A 19377-nucleotide genomic window follows, 5' to 3' on the forward strand; every position below is an offset into this window, starting at 1 on the left:
CTTGGCAGATTTGCTTATTTGAGAATGCTCTGGATATTGCGGTACTGTTCGTCGGTCAGCTGCACGGCGGGTTCATGGATGGACGTGTCGATTGGCAGTCCCTTCGCCTTGACCGCGCCCTTGATGGCGCTGATGAACAGGTCGGCAGTGTCGTACAGGCGCATCAGATAGGAAATGCGTTCAGCCGATTTGATGGCCGTGGCGTAATCACCGGACTGCCATGCATGATGCAGGCTGACGAAAGTCTCCGGCTCTACATTGGTCAATCCGCACAGCACGCCATTGCCGCCGCTGATTCGGTTGACGGTGTAGTACTCGTCGAATCCGGACAGCACGCTGAACGATGGATTCACCTTACGAACGGCAGCAATGACCTTCCTGGTGTGGCTGATGGTGTCGACGGTGTCTTTGATGCCGACGATGTTCTGGTTCTCCGCTGCGAGATCCGCCACCAGCTCGGGTGTGAGGTCGTTGCCCGTCCTGGCTGGGAAGTTGTAAAGAATGACCGGCAGCGTCGTCGCCTTGGCCACCGCAGAGAAGTAGCGCTTCGCGCAATCCGGGGATGGTCCGAAATAGTACGGGGATACTGCAACCAATGCATCGGCTCCGGCTGCTTCGCTTTCCGCCGCCAATGTTCTCACATTGTCTAGGTTGGTGTCTCCCACTCCGACGAGCACCTTCATGCGTCCGGCGACTTTCGAAACTGCGAAACGCACCGCTTCCGCCTTCGTCTTGACGTCGATGGCGTAGAATTCTCCGATGCTGCCGAACAGCAGCACACCGTCGATGCCCGCGTCGATGAGATGATCAAGGTGCTTGCCCCAATTGTCGTAGTCAATGGTCCCATCCGCGTTCGTGATGGTGATGGAGGGGCAGAACACGCCTTCGAATTGGACGTTGCAAGTCATGATATTTTCCTTTCGACGATATGGTAGGCGTTCCGCGCGTTATTGAAGAAGAAGTCGTCGTCTCCCGCGAAACGGTTGAGCAGGATTGACAGATGACTGTCGAAATCGGCGTATAGACCAACGACAGGCCAATTCGACGCGTACAGCAACCGCTTGTTCGAGAACGCGGCTTGTGCGAGATCGAGCAGGGCTGAGACGAATCGTAGGTCATCGGTTGGATACCCCGATACCTTGACGTACACGTTTGGCAGCTCTCCGAGCCTATGCAGGGCATCGGACGAGGATTCAAGGTTTTGGAGATCGAATATGTTGCCCATATGGTCAACGATGACGGTCGCTTCGGGCACCTGCTCGCAAACCTGAGCAAGATCGCCAAGCTCATCCACCCGTACGCATGCGTCGAATGGCATGTTCTTATCGGCCATAAGCCGTAAACCGCGGATGAAGTTATCTTGCAGGCACCGTCCCCGCGGCGACGCCGGCGTATGCAATGGCTCACGAACGCCATGCGCGTACAGCGGCATGCGCATGGCCGGTCCGACGGTGGACCGCATAGATGTTGCCAACAGCAGAGGATCATGGTTTTCGGACAGCAGCCGGTCTTCCAATGACGTATCGTCCGTGTCGACTTCCACATACACACCGCCGATGAAATTGACCGCAGCGTCTGGGTGGTGCTCATTGTATGAGGCATAGGCGCGTTTGAGGCAGTCCATGTCGTAACGGCGGGTGATGGACCCATCCGTACCGTCGAGCCATGAAAGCGGTTGGACGGATGGGTCCCAGATATGGAAATGCGAGTCGATGATCCTCTGCATGTCGCGCGTCCTAGTCGAGTGCCCTGTCGAGGTGGACGTATCCGCCGTCGGGGAAGACCCATTGTCCGGTGGTGTGCGAAGACCTGTCAGACAGAAGGAAAGCCACGGTGTCCGCGATTTCCGAAGTCTCGGTCATGCGGTGGCCGAGAGGAATCCTGTCGGTGATCTTCGCCAACTGCTCGCGCTGCGCCTGTTCGTCGCCGAACGTCTTGATCCATTGCGCGTACAGCGGTGTCCGCGCTTCGGCCACGACGACGGCATTGACCCGGACCTCGTCCGGGGCGAGGGCGGCGGCCCACTCGCGGGTCAAACCCAGAATCGCGCCTTTCGCCGCAGCGTAGGCGCTGGTCTTGCCCTGACCGGTCAATGCGGTCTTGGAACCGATATTGACCACCGAGCCCTTGCTGGCCTTGAGCGCTGGCCCGCGCTGATGAACCAGCTCGTAATAGTGGGTCAGATTGCCGTGAAGAGACTCCTCGAACTGACGCCATGACGTGGTCTCGAGCGCGAGATTGTCGTTTCTTCCGGCGTTGTTGACCACACCATCGATATGGCCGTATTTCTTCATGACCGATTCAACGATGGGGGCGATCTCGTCGGTGTTGTTCAGGTCGATCAGATAGGTGTCATACGAATCGGTGACCTGTTCGATATCCTGTCGGAATTCGTCGTCGGCACCATCCGAACGATTCAGCACCACCGGAATGGCGCCTTCTTCGGCCAGTCGCAGCGTTATGCCCTTGCCGATGCCTTTGAAGCCTCCGGTGACAATAATCACCTTGTTCTTAAGATGCAGGTCCATCTCAGGTCCTTCCGACTAGTCCTTGTGCAGGTACTTCATGCATTCGTCGAGCTTCATCTCCGTGCCGTTGCCCGGAGCGAGCGGCGCAACGTATCGTCCGTTCTTGATGACGGTCGGATGTACGAAGTACTCATGCTGGTTGTCCACGTATTCGACGACGCGATCCTCCATCTCGCCAGAGACGGACACATAATCGAACATCGCAAGCTGGCTGATGGCTTCGCACAGGCCGACACCACCCGCGTGAGGGCAGACCTTGACGCCGAACTTCTTGGCGAGCAGGTATTCGAGGACGATTTCCTGGGGGCCGGCGACTCGTGTCGCGTCAATCTGCATGACCTTGAAGCTGCCAGCCTGCAGGTACTGCTTGTACATGACTCGGTTCTGCATCTGTTCGCCGGTGGCCACCGGAATCGGATCGATGGCCTTCTGGATTGCGGCATGGCCAAGAACATCATCCGGGCAGGTCGGTTCCTCAACCCACGCGAGATCGTAGTCATTGAATTTGCCGATCCATTCAATGGCCTGCGGCACATCCCAGACCTGGTTGGCGTCTACGGCAATGGCGATGTCCGGACCGACCGCTTCACGGGCAAGCTTGAGCCTGCGCAGGTCGTCTTCGAGGTTTTGACCGACCTTAAGCTTGATCTGCTTAAAGCCCATGACCTCGGTCTCTTGCTTGGCCAAGCGAACCATCTTCTCGTCGGAATAGCCGAGCCATCCGGCGGCGGTTGAATATCCCGGGTAGCCGACTTCCTTGAGGTGGGCGATGCGTTCCGCCTTGCCTTCCTGGGCGGCACGCAGAATCTCGAGGGCTTCCTGCGGAGTGAGGGCATCAGTCAGGTAGCGGAAGTCGAGAGTCGCAACGAGCTCTTCGGGCTCCATCTCGGAAAAGAACTCGCCATCGCAGGTGGCGCAGTAGGCCACACCGCGACCAGAGTATTCGGACTCCCCTTCAAACCCTAGTTTGCGTGGGTTGGCACCGGTAGCGATGAAAATTTCGTTATACTTCCTGCTATTCCCCTCATGTGATTGCGGAGCAAGACAGGTTTTAGATTTGCGATTATGCGGCAAAGGATTGCAGATATGAGAAGACCCCGGGAGCCGTCAGGCTCGACCGGGGTCCTCATATTTTAAATTGGGTGCGGCGGCGTGCTACTCTCCCACACCCTGTCGGGTGCAGTACCATCGCCGTGCCAGGCCTTAGCTTCCGGGTTCGGAATGGGACCGGGCGTCTCACCTGGGCCATGGCCGCCGCAAATCTTCTCTTGTACGGTCAGACTCTGGGGTCTGCCGGCGTGTGGCGGCCTGGGAACCGGATGGTGGACGCGATGCGTTGGTTCGTCTTGTGTTCATCCCGTGCTCATTGTCGTGCGGGATGGTTCGCAGCAGGATGCTTGCGTTCCAACCGGGGTTGGATTGTTGTGTTGCCTTTCGTCCGTTAGTACCGGTCGGCTCCACCCCTCGCGGGGCTTCCACGTCCGGCCTATCAACCACGTGTTCTGCATGGGGACTTCAAGGACCCGTAGTCCTATGGAATGCTTATCTTGGAGCAGGCTTCCCGCTTAGATGCTTTCAGCGGTTATCCCTTCCGAACGTAGCCAACCGGCCGTGCCACTGGCGTGACAACCGGCATACCAGAGGTTCGTCCACCCAGGTCCTCTCGTACTATGGGCAGGCCTCCTCAACATTCCGACGAGCGCAGAGGATAGAGACCAAACTGTCTCACGACGTTCTGAACCCAGCTCGCGTGCCGCTTTAATCGGCGAACAGCCGAACCCTTGGGACCTGCTCCAGCCCCAGGATGCGACGAGCCGACATCGAGGTGCCAAACCATCCCGTCGATATGGACTCTTGGGAATGATCAGCCTGTTATCCCCGGGGTACCTTTTATCCGTTGAGCGATGCCGCGTCCGTACACCGGCACCGGATCACTAGTTCCGACTTTCGTCCCTGCTCGACCCGTCAGTCTCGCAGTCAAGCTCCCTTGTGCACTTACACTCGCCACCCGATTGCCAACCGGGCTGAGGGAACCTTTGAGCGCCTCCGTTACTCTTTGGGAGGCAACCGCCCCAGTTAAACTACCCGCCAGGCACTGTCCCTGACCAGGATGACTGGTCGAGGTTAGACATCCAATGCGAACAGAGCGGTATTTCACCTTGCGGCTCCACCGCGGCTGGCGCCGTGGCTTCGAAGCCTTCCGCCTATGCTACACAATCCACACCGAATGCCAATACCAAGGTATAGTAAAGGTCCCGGGGTCTTTTCGTCCTTCTGCGCTTAACGAGCATCTTTACTCGTACTGCAATTTCGCCGAGCTCCTGGTCGAGACAGTGGGGAAGTCGTTACGCCATTCGTGCAGGTCGGAACTTACCCGACAAGGAATTTCGCTACCTTAGGATGGTTATAGTTACCACCGCCGTTTACCGGGGCTTGAATTCACCGCTTCGGCCGAGGCCTGACGGATCCTCTTAACCTTCCGGCACCGGGCAGGCGTCAGAGCGTATACAGCGGCTTGCGCCTTCGCACGCTCCTGTGTTTTTGGTAAACAGTCGCTACCCCCTGGTCTGTGCCACCCCCAAAAGCTCCGCGGGCAAGCCGCTTCACCATCGGGGGTCTCCCTTAAACCGAAGGAACGGGAGTGATTTGCCGAGTTCCTTGACCAGGATTCGCTCGATCGCTTTGGTATTCTCTACCTGACCACCAGTGTCGGTTTGGGGTACGGGCGGCATGCCGCCTCACGCCGAAGCTTTTCTCGGCAGCCGGGATCACCGGATATCGCGCCCTGCGGCGCCCATCATCGCACCTCGCCCACGCGCCCCACGGATTTGCCTGTGGGACGGGCTGCGTGCTTGACCACGGAAGACCACCTCCGCGGCCGGCTACCCTTCTGCGTCACTCCCGCGCTGACCTACTACCGTTACGGTCCCAACAGGCCAGGGCATCCGGCTCCCGAAGGAGACGTAAGCCCGGACCCGGAAGTTAGTACTCGCGGATTCGGTTTTGCCGGTTGCATGCCGGTACGGGAATATCGACCCGTTCGTCCATTCGACTACGCCTGTCGGCCTCGCCTTAGGACCCGACTCACCCAGGGACGATGAACGTGGCCCTGGAACCCTTGGTCGTCCAGCGGACGGGATCTTCACCCGTCTTTCGCTACTCATGTCTGCATTCTCACTCCCATGCGGTCCACGGCGGGCTTGCGCCGCCGCTTCGCCCCGCATGGGACGCTCTCCTACCCAGTAGCAAAGCTACTGCCGCGTCTTCGGTGGTGTGCTTGAGCCCCGCTACATTGTCGGCGCGGAACCACTAGACCAGTGAGCTGTTACGCACTCTTTCAAGGGTGGCTGCTTCTGAGCCAACCTCCTGGCTGTCTATGCGACTCCACATCCTTTCCCACTTAGCACACGCTTGGGGACCTTAGACGACGATCTGGGCTGTTTCCCTTTCGACGACGGAGCTTATCCCCCGCCGACTCACTGCCGGGATACGCATCACGGGTATTCGGAGTTTGGTTGCTGTTGGTACCCGATATGGGCCCGCAAGCATCCAGTCGCTCTACCCCCCGGATGTAATCGATCCGACGCTGCACCTAAATGCATTTCGGAGAGAACCAGCTATCACGGAATTTGATTGGCCTTTCACCCCTAGCCCCAAGTCATCCCCCCGGTTTTCAACCCAGGTGGGTTCGGTCCTCCACACGGTCTTACCCGCGCTTCAACCTGCTCAGGGCTAGATCATCCCGCTTCGGGTCCAGGACACGCGACTCAAACGCCTTTTAAGACTCGCCTTCGCTACGCATACCCCACACGGGTTATGCTCGCCACATGCCACTGACTCGCAGACTCATTTTTCGATAGGCACGCCGTCACCCCACAAGAGGGCCCCGACGGTTCGTAGGCGCATGGTTTCAGAGACTGTTTCACTCCCCTCCCGGGGTACTTTTCACCTTTCCCTCACGGTACTCGTTCGCTATCGGTCAGACAGGAATATTTAGGCTTATCCCACGGTCGGGACAGATTCGCACGGGATTCCACGGGGCCCGTGCTACTTGGGAGACGCGATCGCCAGACCATGCGCGTTCGGGTACGGGGCCCTCACCCTCTGCGGCCCGGTATTCAACCCGGTTCCCCTGGCACATGGTTTTATGCAACTGACGGCCGGCCCGTCGGAGCCGGCAAACGCGATCCCTCTACACCCCGCGCGCAACCCCCGACGGGTATCACACGCGCAAGGTTTGGCCTGATCCGCTTTCGCTCGCCACTACTCACGGAATATCCTTTCCTGCAGGTACTGAGATGTTTCACTTCCCTGCGTACCCCCCGCACACGGCGGTACCGGCCCATGACGGCCGGTGGGTTCCCCCATTCGGAAATCCTCGGATCAAAGCCCTGTTGGCGGCTCCCCGAGGCATATCGCAGCCTCAAACGTCCTTCATCGGTCCTGTCTGCCAAGGCATCCACCATACGCCCTTGCAGGCAACACGCACCACACGGTGCGCATGGCCGCAAGGATCCTTCCTAGCAAATTCCCAGACGACAAATCATCACACTAAAATGATCACAAAACGATCGAAACAAACACTAAAAATAGAGTTCGATTCGAAATCAACAGCAAGAACGAGGAATCAAAGGAAACCCCGTCTTGCTCGCGTCCACTATCCAGTTCTCAAGCCACCACGCACCACCACGCCGTCCGGACGGGACCAGCCCGCCATCAGGCACGATGGGCATCGAATCGCGCCAGGCCAAAGCCTGGGGTGGCGATCCGGGAGCCCAAAAGCGCATCCACACCACTCCCGCGGAACATCCCACGACGGACGCACCGAAAGCCCATGATCTCTTCCACACCAGCAGCCCCAAACCGCCGCGACTGCCGCGACGCCGGGGCTCGCACCGCCGGACGAACATCCGGCCGTATTCTCCGTAGAAAGGAGGTGATCCAGCCGCACCTTCCGGTACGGCTACCTTGTTACGACTTAGTCCCAATCACGAGCCTCACCTTAGACGGCTCCCTCCCGCAAGGGGTTAGGCCACCGGCTTCGGGTGCTGCCCACTTTCATGACTTGACGGGCGGTGTGTACAAGGCCCGGGAACGCATTCACCGCGACGTTGCTGATTCGCGATTACTAGCGACTCCGCCTTCACGCAGTCGAGTTGCAGACTGCGATCCGAACTGAGACCGGTTTTCAGGGATCCGCTCCAGCTCGCACTGTCGCATCCCGTTGTACCGGCCATTGTAGCATGCGTGAAGCCCTGGACGTAAGGGGCATGATGATCTGACGTCATCCCCACCTTCCTCCGAGTTAACCCCGGCGGTCCCCCGTGAGTTCCCGGCACAATCCGCTGGCAACACGGGGCGAGGGTTGCGCTCGTTGCGGGACTTAACCCAACATCTCACGACACGAGCTGACGACGACCATGCACCACCTGTGAACCCGCCCCGAAGGGAAACCCCATCTCTGGGATCGTCGGGAACATGTCAAGCCCAGGTAAGGTTCTTCGCGTTGCATCGAATTAATCCGCATGCTCCGCCGCTTGTGCGGGCCCCCGTCAATTTCTTTGAGTTTTAGCCTTGCGGCCGTACTCCCCAGGCGGGATGCTTAACGCGTTAGCTCCGACACGGAACCCGTGGAACGGGCCCCACATCCAGCATCCACCGTTTACGGCGTGGACTACCAGGGTATCTAATCCTGTTCGCTCCCCACGCTTTCGCTCCTCAGCGTCAGTAACGGCCCAGAGACCTGCCTTCGCCATTGGTGTTCTTCCCGATATCTACACATTCCACCGTTACACCGGGAATTCCAGTCTCCCCTACCGCACTCAAGCCCGCCCGTACCCGGCGCGGATCCACCGTTAAGCGATGGACTTTCACACCGGACGCGACGAACCGCCTACGAGCCCTTTACGCCCAATAATTCCGGATAACGCTTGCACCCTACGTATTACCGCGGCTGCTGGCACGTAGTTAGCCGGTGCTTATTCGAAAGGTACACTCAACACAAAGTGCCTTGCTCCCTAACAAAAGAGGTTTACAACCCGAAGGCCTCCATCCCTCACGCGGCGTCGCTGCATCAGGCTTGCGCCCATTGTGCAATATTCCCCACTGCTGCCTCCCGTAGGAGTCTGGGCCGTATCTCAGTCCCAATGTGGCCGGTCGCCCTCTCAGGCCGGCTACCCGTCGAAGCCATGGTGGGCCGTTACCCCGCCATCAAGCTGATAGGACGCGACCCCATCCCATGCCGCAAAGGCTTTCCCAACACACCATGCGGTGTGATGGAGCATCCGGCATTACCACCCGTTTCCAGGAGCTATTCCGGTGCATGGGGCAGGTCGGTCACGCATTACTCACCCGTTCGCCACTCTCACCACCAGGCAAAGCCCGATGGATCCCGTTCGACTTGCATGTGTTAAGCACGCCGCCAGCGTTCATCCTGAGCCAGAATCGAACCCTCCACAAAAAACCTTCATGAAAAGCATCCGAATAGATGACTCACAAAACAAAAATCGACGAGCACGTCCTTAAGGAAGGACGCCCTCAAAAAACCTCACCCCTCATCAAACCCTCCCGGGTACCCAACCACCACACAAGCGGCCAGGCGAGGAATGAACTGGCAATCATTGACTATAAAGAAGTAGTACAAACACGCTCTTGAGTTCTCAAACCACCACCACACCAGCACACGAAATCCCGCATCTTCTCTAGGAAGGGAACCCCGTTGCGCTGAGCGGCAACAGGTGAATAACTTACACGAGCACATGGATTCATGCAAATCGGGCATAACAAAACACGCCGCAATCGTTGCAACGACGGCGTTCTATCGGCGTGTCGAAAATGGCTTACATCACACCTTTACCATCACAATACGCCAGCTTTTCTCTGCATAATGGAGCGAAATCAAAAGTTCATCGGCGTGTCGCAATAGTTCATTCCATGTTCAATTCTCCACAGCCCGATTATGCGAACGGCTCCCTCCCGCACAGGGCGGAACGGGAGCCGAATCAATTCAGATCACATGGTATTCGCGTAGCAGGGTAGCAATATCCGTGCCATCGAGCTTCTTAAGCACCTTCTTGACCACGGCCTTTTCAATGAAGTTGAGCTTCATATCCGTCACCGGTGCGCCGTCACGCAGTTTGACGGTGGCGTTGAGCAGGTTGCGCACGTCATAGACGCTGCCCCACACCTCGGGCACGCCACGATCCACCCCGAGCAGCGTATAGACGGCTTCCATACCGGTACGCATCGAATATTCGGTGGTGAAAATCGTATCGCGTGGGGTTTCGGCGAACTGGCCGAGGAATGCGAAGTTCACGGCGCCATCGGGCACCACGTCCGGGCGGTCGCCGGCCGCGCGAGGCATGAAGAATGCAGTGATGTATGGCATCATCACCGGCACGGTATTGGCATGATGTTTGGCAAGCGGCTCGATCTTGTCGGTCGGTACGCCCATGTGGTAGAGCCACTCCTCACAGATTTCCTCGCCGGTGCATTCGGTCATCGGCTTCTTCACATAGTTGCCCGGCTTGTCCGGGAACAGGCCATAGACCCATACGCACAGCTGATCCTTGGGCTGATCGCGGAACTGCTGTTGACGATTGAGCGTCCAGCTCATCAGCCAGTTAGAATCCTGCACAGTGACGATGCCGCCGGTGACGACCTTGCCGGAGAACGGATCGCGCTTGCATATCTTCTGAATATACGGAGGAATCTCATCGTCCAAAGTGGTAACAGTGGCGCTCATCCACTTGGTGGCGTTCGGGTCGGAACAGAACTTTTCCGGATGACCGAAGCTCGGATCCTGTTCGGCGATACGCCTCCACATATCCCAGCCGCCGCCTGGCTTCAGATCCGGATTCCATGCGGCGGGCGAATTCTGCGAACCCATAGTGGAGTTCTCCACGCAGCCGCCGTTGGTGATGAACACCAGATCGTTTTCCGTCAGATCGATAGAGGACTTCTCCCCTTCCTGGCTGACATCGATGCGTACGGCGAGCTTCTTGGTGGGGGTGCTGGCTGGATTGCGCTTGAAGAAACCGGAAGTGGCCTGGATTTTCTGGATGGTGTCTTGTCCGATGCCAGTATGCTCGCGCTTGGGGCCGTCTCCCCCACCGATGGCGAATTCGACGTTCTCGACCTTGGTGTTGTATCGGAATTCCACGCCATGAGATTCCAGATATTTGACCATGGGCAAAATCATCGACTCGTACTGGTTGTAGCGGGTGAATCGCAGTGCGGAGAAGTCCGGCAAGCCGCCGATGTGATGAATGTAGCGCTTGATGTACAGCTTCATTTCCAACGCCGAATGCCAATTCTCAAAAGCGAACATGGTACGCCAGTACAGCCAGAAGTTGGAGTTCAGCACCTCGTCATCGAAGAAATCGGTGATCGGCTTGTCATACAGGTCCTCGTCCGGAGTGAAGAACAGCTTCATGATTTCCATGGAAGCCTTGTCAGACAATCCGAATTTGCCCTTGAGTCCGGCATCCTTGCCGAGATCTTTGGTGGCGCGGCATAGCGAGTAATTCGGATCTTCCTTGTTGAGCCAATAGTATTCGTCGAGCACGCTGACTCCCTCGGTCTCGATGGAGGGAATCGAACGGAAGAGATCCCACATGACCTCGAAATGATTGTCCATTTCGCGGCCGCCGCGCATCACATAACCGAGACCAGGAATATCGAGACCATCGCAGGCTCCTCCCGGTACGGGATCCTTTTCGAGAATATGAATATGATCGCCTGGCATCTGGCCGTCACGCACCAGGTAACAGGCCGAAGACAAGGCCGCCAGACCGGTGCCGATGATATATGCATGCTTGCTGTCTACGCCGGCTGGCTTCTTCGGACGGGCAAACGCCTCATAGTTGCCGCTGCTGTAGTACATGTTCCGCCTCCTTGGGGATGAATTGACAATCCATCAACTCTTCTGTACAGATATCTTGTCGCGTTATTGCCGGACACGCCATAGGCAGTGTCCGGCGTTCTGCTGCATTTGTTTGTGGATTACATTAACGGGCTTTGCCATTGACGTTCGCCCTGCGCATTCGGCTTATGTGACGAATCAGATATTGCCGCGCGAGTGCTGGTTGGCCCAGGACTGAGACTGCACGAAGGTGGCGGGGTCGGCACTCACATTGCCCTTCGGATCGTGCAGGGCATCGATGGCAGCAAGTTCCGTGGCAGTCAGGTCGAAACTGGCACTGGCCAGATTGGACTTCATACGTTCGACGTGCTTGGACTTCGGGATGATGATGCGACCTTCTTGCGTATGCCAACGCAATACCACCTGTGCGGGCGTGACGTTGTGGGCCTCGGCCGCAGAGACAACCGGCTCGGATTCGATGTCCTTGCCGTGGCCGAGCGGGCTATACGCTTCAACGGCGATGCCATGTGCCTTGCAGAAGGCGAGATTATCCGGCTGACTGAAACGCGGGTGCACTTCGATTTGGTTCACCGTTGGGGTTTCGCCGGAATCATCGATAACAGCCTGAAGATGCTCGGGAAGGAAGTTACTGACGCCAGCCACGCGGATAGCACCTTCCTCTTGCAGTTTGAGTAGCGCCTTCCATGTCTCCTTGTAGAGATCGACTGCGGGGAATGGCCAATGAATCAGGTACATGTCGACTACATCCACGCCCAGCTTGCGACGGGATTCCTCGAACGCGATGCGTGCCGGATCATAGCCTTGATCGCAGTTGCGCAATTTGGTGGTCACCCATACTTTGTTGGCCATGCCAGTAGCGCGTAATGCATCGCCGACTTGTTCCTCGTTGTAGTAAGCGGCTGCAGTATCGATGTGACGGTAACCGATTTCCAACGCTTCTTCGACGGCCCGCTGCGTATCTTCGGGCGGAATCTGGAATGTGCCGAATCCGATTTGTGGAATAACAGTGTGAGCCTTGTTCTGCAAGGTGATTCCCGGCGATTGCAATACCTGAGTCATATATTCCTCCTCAGAGCGGTTCCTATGCCGACCTCATTGTAGGCATCCGCAACCGTTTGGAAAGGAAATGATCTGCACTATTGCGCCGAATTATCGTGCTGGATGATTGATGAGATCGCGTTCAATCCATGCCATGACGAGATCTGCCAAACGGTTCACTTCCGCTTCCGTCAGTTCACGCCCTTTGGGTATGTGATGCCATTTTTCGATGCATCCCCGGCAGCATGTGGCGGTGGCATGCTGGGAGGTGAATACTGGATGACCACGCCACGGTGTTTGTTTGCCATCATTTTTCGGCTCGGCCGCACCTACCCGCTCACGCAGCATTTCATGCGCATGCCGATCGATGGTCGCTTTACCTTTGACCCGAGCGTAGGCACGGTCTTTGTCGGTCAGCACGAATTTGGCACGAAATGCCGAATGCTGCAAACGCGTCAGCGTTTCAGCAATCCACTGTTGTTCATCATCGGCCGTCATGCCTCTTAAGCTTAGGCAGCGGGGAGACAGCTGGGACCGAAGAGAATCTTGATCTCAGCAAACAGTGAAGTATCTCGTTTGACGCGGAACCGATCGCCGAATGTCAGTACCTGCGCATTGCCTTTCTCGTCCATCACCGCCAAGTGCACCTCGCAATAGCCGGGATGGTTGGTGAGCACTTGCCCGAGTTGCATCATATGTTGACGATCCAAAGCCGCGTGCGGCAATGTGATGGTCAGCGGGCGCTCGTCCTCGGATTCCAGAGTGGGCACCTGCAGCTCGGTGGCACGCATGGAAACGGTCTCATCGCGCAGTTCCACCTGGCCTCGTATCTGCACGATGGCATCCACGGCCAGCTCGGCGGCGGCGGCCTCGTAGACCTTACCGAAGAACATGCATTGGATAGAACTTTCCATGTCTTCAATGGTCACAATGGCCCATGGGTTGCCCTTCTTGGACACACGGCGATCCACGCCGGTGATTAGACCGGCCAAGGTGACCTGCTGCCCCTCACCCATGGTCTTGGCTCGATCGATCAGATGTGCAATGGACATTTCACGCAGGGAGGCCAGTATCGACTGCATACCGGAAAGCGGGTGGTCGGAAACGTAGAGACCCAGCATTTCTCGTTCAAAGTTGAGCTTGGTTTTCTTGTCCCATTCCTCGATATCCGGCACGGTGACAGAGGCGTCGCCCATGGCTTCCGCTCCCCCATCGTCCGCATCGGAGAACAGGTCGAACTGACCTTCGGCCTGCTTACGCTTGAGACTGACCACTGAATCAATGGCGGCCTCGTGGACAGTGAACAATGCGCGGCGGTTCGGGTCAATCGAATCGAAGGCACCGGCCTTGATCAGCGATTCGACCAGTCGCCGGTTGAGCGCGGTCAGAGGCACACGCCGAATGAAGTCCATGAAGTTCACGAACTTGCCGCGCGGTCCTTCGCGCTCGGCAATGATGTCGGCCACTGCCTTATCGCCCACGTTACGGATGGCACCAAGGCCAAATCGGACGACGTCTCCTACTGCGGAGTACGCGTAAACCGATTCATTGACATCCGGGGACAGCACCTGGATACCCATGCGGCGCGCTTCGCCCAGATACAGTGCGGTCTTGTCTTTGTTGGTGGCGGCACCCTGCAACAGGGCGGCCATGAACTCGACCGGATAGTGGGTTTTCAGATAAGCGGTCCAATAGGAAATCAGACCATATGCGGCGGAGTGCGCTTTATTGAAAGCGTAACCGGAGAACGGCACAAGAATATCCCACACGGCATTCGCCGCTTCCTCGGAGTATCCGTGCTCCTTCATGCCTGCAAAGAATGGCACCTTTTCCTTGGCCAACACTTCGGGCTTCTTCTTACCCATGGCTCGACGCAGCACGTCTGCCTTGCCCAGCGAATAGCCTGCCAGGATTCGTGCGGCGGACTGCACCTGCTCCTGATAGATGATCAGACCATAGGTCTCATCGAGCACCTGCTTGAGTGGCTCCTCGAGTTCGGGGTGAATAGGCGTAATCTTCTGCAGACCGTTCTTACGCTTGGCGTAGTTGGTGTGCGAATCCATACTCATTGGGCCCGGTCGGTACAGGGCGATAAGTGCGGAAATATCGTTGAAATTATCAGGCTTCAGCGTTTTCAGCAGCGAACGCATACCGTCGGAATCAAGCTGGAACACACCCAAGGTGTCGCCTCGGGCCATCAGCTTGTAGGTTTCCGCATCATCAAGCGGAATCTTGGTGTAGTCGATAGCGGGCTTGCCGTTGGCTTCGATATTCTTCAGGGTGTCGTGGATTACCGTCAAGTTGGACAGGCCAAGGAAGTCCATCTTGACCAGACCCAACGTTTCGCAGGTGTGGTATTCGAAGGTGGTGGTGATGGTGCCATCGGTACGTTCCAGCAATGGCGAGGTATCGGTGATGGGTGCGCTACCCATGATGGTGGCGCACGCATGCACACCGGTCTGACGAATCAGGCCTTCGATACCTTTGGCCTCCTCAGTAATGCGCTTGGCATCGGGGTCGGAATCGTACATCTCGCGGAATTCCCTGGCCTCGGCATATCGTTTGGCCGAAGGGTCGAAAATATCATGCAGGCTGATGTCCTTGCCGCCGGTGGCCGCCGGGGGCAAGGCCTTAGTGACTTTTTCTCCAACCGAGAATTCATAACCCATGATGCGGGCGGAGTCCTTCAGCGCCTGCTTGGTTTTGATGGTGCCGTAGATCACGCATTGGGCAACCTTGTCGGTGCCGTATTTTTCACCGCAGTATTCGATGACTCGGGCACGGCCTTCAGGATCGAAGTCGACATCGATATCCGGCAGGCTCACACGCTCCGGGTTCAGGAACCTCTCGAAAATCAGGCCGTGCTTCAACGGGTCGAGCTCGGTGATGCCCATGGAATAGGCGACCATGGCGCCTGCAGCCGAACCACGGCCCGGCCCCACCATGATGCCGTGGTCCTTGGCCCATTGGATGTAATCGGCCACGACGAGGAAGTAACCGCAGAACTGCATTTGGCAGATCACACCGCACTCATAATCGGCCTGCTTGAGCACGTTCAGCGGTGGATTGCCGTCATAACGCTTTTCGAGTCCCTCTTCGACCTTCTTCAGGAACAGCGAGGTCTCGTCCCAGCCTTCCGGACAGGGGAACTGCGGCATGAAAGCGCCGTCCTCGTGATCATCGAACATGACGTTGCAACGTTCGGCAATGAGCAACGTATTGTCGCAAGCGTCGGGATGATCCTTGAACAGCTCGCGCATCTCCTCGGCGGTTTTGATGTAATAGCCGGTGCCGTCGAACTTGAATCGATCCGGATCATCCAGTCGGGAGCCGGAGTTGATGCACAGCATGGCATCCTGTGCGCCGGCATCTTCGGCATGCACATAATGGGAATCGTTGGTGGCCAGCAGCGGGGCGTCCAGCTTCTTGGCAATGGTCAGCAGGTCGTCGGTGACCTGGTTCTCGATTGTCAGACCGTGATCCATGAGTTCGATAAAGAAATTGTCCTTACCGAAGATGTCCTGGAATTCACCAGCGGCACGCAATGCCTCGTCGAACTGTCCCAGGCGCAGACGAGTCTGGATGATGCCCGAAGGGCATCCGGAGGACGCGATCACACCTTTGGAGTAGGTGGACAGCACTTCTTTATCCATACGCGGGTAGCGCATAACGCGGCCTTCAAGATTGGCCACGGACGAGGCTTTGATGAGGTTGACCAGACCTTCGTCGTTTTCCGCCCACATGGTCAGGTGGGTGATGAGACCACCACCGGAAACGTCATCACGACGCTGAGCTTCGGTGCCCCAGTGCACACGGGACTTGTCCTGACGCGCGGTTTCCGGGGTCACGTAAGCTTCGATGCCGATGATGGGCTTGACGCCGTTGGCCACACAGTTGGTGTACATCTCATAGGCACCGTGCATGTTGCCATGATCGGTAATGCCGACTGCCGGCATCTCAAGTTCGGCGGCTCGCTTGGCCAGATCCGGGATCTTCGACGCACCATCAAGCAATGAATAGTGCGTGTGGTTGTGCAGTTGCACGAAGTTCTTCCCGTAATCAGCCATGCGTTCCACCTTACCGTGTGGTCTTGTCGGCGGTAGATATGTACCGGCGAGCGTCATAGTTGGCCGGTTTTAGATACGACCGCTCCGCAGCCCCCTACCTTGGCATTCGGGCGAATAATCAGTCGTACAAACAACATCGTGATGCCTCCCGTCGCGCATTCCGATACTTCCATCGTCAAGACCCGTCCTTGGCAATATTGAAAGCGACTACGCACAGTTTCCCATTGAGATACAATTACCGGTAGCTATCTACCGTTTTTTATAACGCGTCCGATTGGCCAAGGAGGGACTATTATGAGCTCATCGCCACTAACCGCAGCACCTTCCACCGCGCAGATCGTCATCGAAATCCTCGAGCTGCTGGATTCCCGCACGGACAGCGAGCATGGGCTGACCGCCATCGAAATCAGCAAAAGCATCGGCGTTTCGGAGAAGACCGTGCGCGGACATCTCAAGGCATTGCATGACATGCAGCCGTTCGGACGACGGGTGGAGCATCTGGAGCGGCGCGACCTTGCCAAGGCGGAAAGCGTTGACCCCAAGCCCGGATGGTATATCGAGCCCGTATTTGACACGGCCCAGATGCGGCTGCTTGCCGATGGCGCGGCGCTCTCGCATTCGGATGGCGAATACTTGCAGGATCTTATCGCGAAAATCTACACATTCGCGGGCAGGTCAGGCCAATTGCGCGGACTCAACCAGCTGGCGACGCCGAAGAACTACAACACCGAGTTCCTCAACAACATCGAGCTGCTCAATGATGCCATCGAACACGAGCGCGCAATTCGGTTCCACTACTGCACGTACGACATCAATGGCAATCTGGTCCCCCGCCTTGACAGTTCCAGCTCCCCCAAGGAATACCGAGTCGACCCCTATCATCTGATGTATAAGAACAGCAAGTACTACCTCATTTGCCACATGCATCAGCACGACAGCCTGTCCTATCTGCACGTGGAGCGGTTCCGCGGCTTGACGATGAGCAGTACCGATCATTCGCTCAAACGCACGCTTGACAGCTTTAGCCCGGTTCCGGGAACACCATTCAACGTCACACAACATATGAACGAACGCCCTTACCCGATGAATGGGAAAGCCGTACCGATTCACATGCGCATTAAGGGCACGCTCGAACCGTTATATGACTGGTTCGACCAGGCTACCGTCACTCAAATCAGCGACGCCGAATACGACGTGCACATTGTGGCCAACGAACGAGCCACATTATGGTGGGCATTGCAATACGCCGATTCGCATTTCATTGAGATTCTCGAACCACAGTCTTTACGCACCATGTTGCATGATACCGGCCAATCCCTGACGCAGATGTACCAAGAACCATGAGGACTATTCGCTAATCCACCAACGATTCAACCGGCTCGGTATGACGAGCGCGCATGACATCAAGAGCAGCAGCTAAGTCAGCAGGGTAATGAGACTCGACCGTAGTCCAGACGCGCGTGCGGGGATGGCGGAATTCAAGCTTCATAGCGTGCAACCATTGGCGGTCAAGACCCAGAGCCTCGGACAGCACCGGATTGGCACCATACATGGGGTCTCCGCATAACGGGTGACCAATGGAAGAGAAATGCACACGAATCTGATGGGTACGACCGGTCTCCAGATTCACGGATACCAATGTGGCCTCGTGGTCGAACCGCTCCAGTACATCCCAATGAGTGATGGCCGGCTTTCCTGCTGGAGTGATGCAGAATCGAAAATCAGAGACTTTTGCTCGCCCAATCGGAGCCTCGATGGTGGCTTTGTCCTCTTTCAACCCACCCTGCACCAGGGCATGATAGGTTTTCTTCACTTCATGCTCCGCGAATTGCCGACGCATTTCCGTGTACGCCAACTCGGATTTGCATACCAGCATAAGGCCGGAAGTCCCCACGTCAAGCCGCGAGACTATGCCCTCACGTCCTGCAGCACCATAGGAAGTAATGCGCACTCCGCGGTCGCGCAACGATCCGAGAACCGTAGGCCCGGACCATCCGACTGAAGCATGGGCCGCTACTCCCACCGGCTTATCAACTACGACGACATCATCGTCCTCATAGACCACGGCCATATCGTTCGCGATGGGTTCCGGTTCGACATGATTCTCAACCAAATCGAATTCGACGGTCTCCCCTGCCATTAAGGAACTGGAGCGTGCGACCTCGCGTCCAAGAACGCGAGCCTGACCGGAGTCGATCAGATCGGCGGCCTTGGAACGCGATATGCCGAGCATCTTCGCGACTGCCACATCGAAACGCTTGCCAATCAGTGCATCAGGGGCGGGGACCATTCGGCTCATTATTCGGCATCTGCCTCCGAATCGGAAGACGAATCAGCGATGTGCGCGGACTTCTCATCCAGCTCTTTCTGCGAGAACGGCTCACCGATGAGAATCAGCACGACTAGGACCACAGCGGCAACAACAAGATAGACATCCGCCACATTGCCAACTGACCAGCCGTAATTCAAAAAATCCACGACCTTGCCGTTGAGGAAGCTGTCGGCGTACATTACACGATCAATCAGGTTGCCCAAGGCCCCGGCAAAGGCAAAGGACAGTGCCACGGTCCACTTCGTGGAAATCGTGCGTATGCCCAATACCACGAGTGCCACGCAAGCCACAATGGCCAGCAGACTGATTACCCAGGTGGCACCGGATCCCATTCCCAATGAGGCACCAGGATTGCGAACCAGAGTCAGGGAAAGCAGTCCGGGAATAACTCGGATGGACTGTCCGTCAGACAGCGCGGCCATGGCCCACGCCTTGGTGAGCTGATCAGCAATCAACGCAACCGCGGATACACATGCAAAGACGGCCACGCGGGTGCGCAGCCGTCCCTGTTGGTTCATCATATGAACT

At 57.1% G+C, this 19377-nt stretch carries 10 protein-coding genes, 3 rRNA genes and 1 pseudogene; 1 reads left to right on the top strand and 13 read right to left on the bottom strand.

Features of this window, described 5'->3' with window-relative positions; genetic code table 11:
• Nucleotides 1-14: 14 nt before the first annotated feature.
• From BBBR_RS06835 to dnaE, 11 genes and pseudogenes are all read right to left on the bottom strand, one after another.
• Nucleotides 15-908 (bottom strand): dihydrodipicolinate synthase family protein, encoded by an 894-nt coding sequence (locus BBBR_RS06835; RefSeq protein ID WP_003830403.1) that lies wholly within the window; start codon nt 906-908, stop codon nt 15-17.
• Nucleotides 905-1726 carry an amidohydrolase family protein gene (locus tag BBBR_RS06840; protein WP_003830401.1) on the bottom strand — a complete coding sequence of 274 codons (822 nt, stop codon included), beginning with the start codon at nt 1724-1726 and terminating at the stop codon, nt 905-907. The genes BBBR_RS06835 and BBBR_RS06840 overlap by 4 nt, the downstream gene beginning before the upstream one ends.
• Before the next feature lie 10 nt (nt 1727-1736).
• Nucleotides 1737-2528: an L-fucose dehydrogenase gene (locus BBBR_RS06845; protein WP_003830400.1), complete on the bottom strand. Its 792-nt coding sequence runs from the start codon at nt 2526-2528 to the stop codon at nt 1737-1739.
• 15 nt (nt 2529-2543) lie between these two features.
• Nucleotides 2544-3419 (bottom strand): annotated as a pseudogene (locus tag BBBR_RS06850) (enolase C-terminal domain-like protein); the annotation flags it as partial.
• A 251-nt stretch (nt 3420-3670) separates the two neighbouring features.
• Nucleotides 3671-3787: ribosomal RNA gene (gene rrf, locus BBBR_RS06855) — 5S ribosomal RNA — on the bottom strand.
• 162 nt (nt 3788-3949) lie between these two features.
• A 23S ribosomal RNA gene (locus BBBR_RS06860) occupies nt 3950-7014 on the bottom strand.
• Nucleotides 7015-7457: 443 nt separating this feature from the next.
• Nucleotides 7458-8988, bottom strand: a 16S ribosomal RNA gene (locus tag BBBR_RS06865).
• Together the 16S, 23S and 5S rRNA genes form the textbook arrangement of a ribosomal RNA operon.
• A 546-nt stretch (nt 8989-9534) precedes the next feature.
• Nucleotides 9535-11412, bottom strand: a complete 1878-nt coding sequence (locus tag BBBR_RS06870; RefSeq protein ID WP_003830383.1) for an oleate hydratase — start codon at nt 11410-11412, stop codon at nt 9535-9537.
• A 177-nt stretch (nt 11413-11589) separates the two neighbouring features.
• Nucleotides 11590-12471 carry an aldo/keto reductase gene (locus BBBR_RS06875; protein WP_003830381.1) on the bottom strand — a complete coding sequence of 294 codons (882 nt, stop codon included), beginning with the start codon at nt 12469-12471 and terminating at the stop codon, nt 11590-11592.
• A gap of 90 nt (nt 12472-12561) precedes the next feature.
• Nucleotides 12562-12948, bottom strand: a complete 387-nt coding sequence (locus tag BBBR_RS06880) for a DUF4186 domain-containing protein (protein ID WP_003830380.1) — start codon at nt 12946-12948, stop codon at nt 12562-12564.
• An 11-nt stretch (nt 12949-12959) separates the two neighbouring features.
• Nucleotides 12960-16517, bottom strand: coding sequence for a DNA polymerase III subunit alpha (gene dnaE / locus BBBR_RS06885; protein WP_003830378.1), 3558 nt, complete (start codon nt 16515-16517; stop codon nt 12960-12962).
• 294 nt (nt 16518-16811) lie between these two features.
• Between dnaE and BBBR_RS06890 the strand changes: the two genes are divergently transcribed.
• Nucleotides 16812-17861, top strand: a complete 1050-nt coding sequence (locus BBBR_RS06890) for a helix-turn-helix transcriptional regulator (protein ID WP_003830376.1) — start codon at nt 16812-16814, stop codon at nt 17859-17861.
• 10 nt (nt 17862-17871) lie between these two features.
• Here the strand turns inward: BBBR_RS06890 and BBBR_RS06895 are convergent, their stop codons facing one another.
• Together BBBR_RS06895 and lspA are read right to left on the bottom strand one after the other, a co-directional pair.
• The gene (locus tag BBBR_RS06895; protein ID WP_003830374.1) at nt 17872-18816 is read right to left on the bottom strand and encodes an RluA family pseudouridine synthase; all 945 of its coding nucleotides are present in this window, start codon (nt 18814-18816) and stop codon (nt 17872-17874) included.
• Nucleotides 18816-19370 (bottom strand): signal peptidase II, encoded by a 555-nt coding sequence (lspA, locus tag BBBR_RS06900; protein WP_003830371.1) that lies wholly within the window; start codon nt 19368-19370, stop codon nt 18816-18818. The genes BBBR_RS06895 and lspA overlap by 1 nt, the downstream gene beginning before the upstream one ends.
• Between the last annotated feature and the right edge of the window lie 7 nt (nt 19371-19377).

It is taken from the genome of Bifidobacterium breve DSM 20213 = JCM 1192 (assembly GCF_001025175.1).
In the GTDB taxonomy this organism is placed as follows: Bacteria; Actinomycetota; Actinomycetes; order Actinomycetales; family Bifidobacteriaceae; genus Bifidobacterium; species Bifidobacterium breve.

Bases quoted from the DNA above. Each gene is read 5' to 3' on its own strand.
- BBBR_RS06880 (WP_003830380.1), bottom strand. From the start codon at position 12,948: ATGACGGCCGATGATGAACAACAGTGGATTGCTGAAACGCTGACGCGT.
- BBBR_RS06895 (WP_003830374.1), bottom strand. From the start codon at position 18,816: ATGAGCCGAATGGTCCCCGCCCCTGATGCACTGATTGGCAAGCGTTTC.
- lspA (WP_003830371.1), bottom strand. From the start codon at position 19,370: ATGATGAACCAACAGGGACGGCTGCGCACCCGCGTGGCCGTCTTTGCA.
- BBBR_RS06875 (WP_003830381.1), bottom strand. From the start codon at position 12,471: ATGACTCAGGTATTGCAATCGCCGGGAATCACCTTGCAGAACAAGGCT.
- BBBR_RS06890 (WP_003830376.1), top strand. From the start codon at position 16,812: ATGAGCTCATCGCCACTAACCGCAGCACCTTCCACCGCGCAGATCGTC.
- BBBR_RS06835 (WP_003830403.1), bottom strand. From the start codon at position 908: ATGACTTGCAACGTCCAATTCGAAGGCGTGTTCTGCCCCTCCATCACC.
- BBBR_RS06840 (WP_003830401.1), bottom strand. From the start codon at position 1,726: ATGCAGAGGATCATCGACTCGCATTTCCATATCTGGGACCCATCCGTC.
- BBBR_RS06870 (WP_003830383.1), bottom strand. From the start codon at position 11,412: ATGTACTACAGCAGCGGCAACTATGAGGCGTTTGCCCGTCCGAAGAAG.
- dnaE (WP_003830378.1), bottom strand. From the start codon at position 16,517: ATGGCTGATTACGGGAAGAACTTCGTGCAACTGCACAACCACACGCAC.
- BBBR_RS06845 (WP_003830400.1), bottom strand. From the start codon at position 2,528: ATGGACCTGCATCTTAAGAACAAGGTGATTATTGTCACCGGAGGCTTC.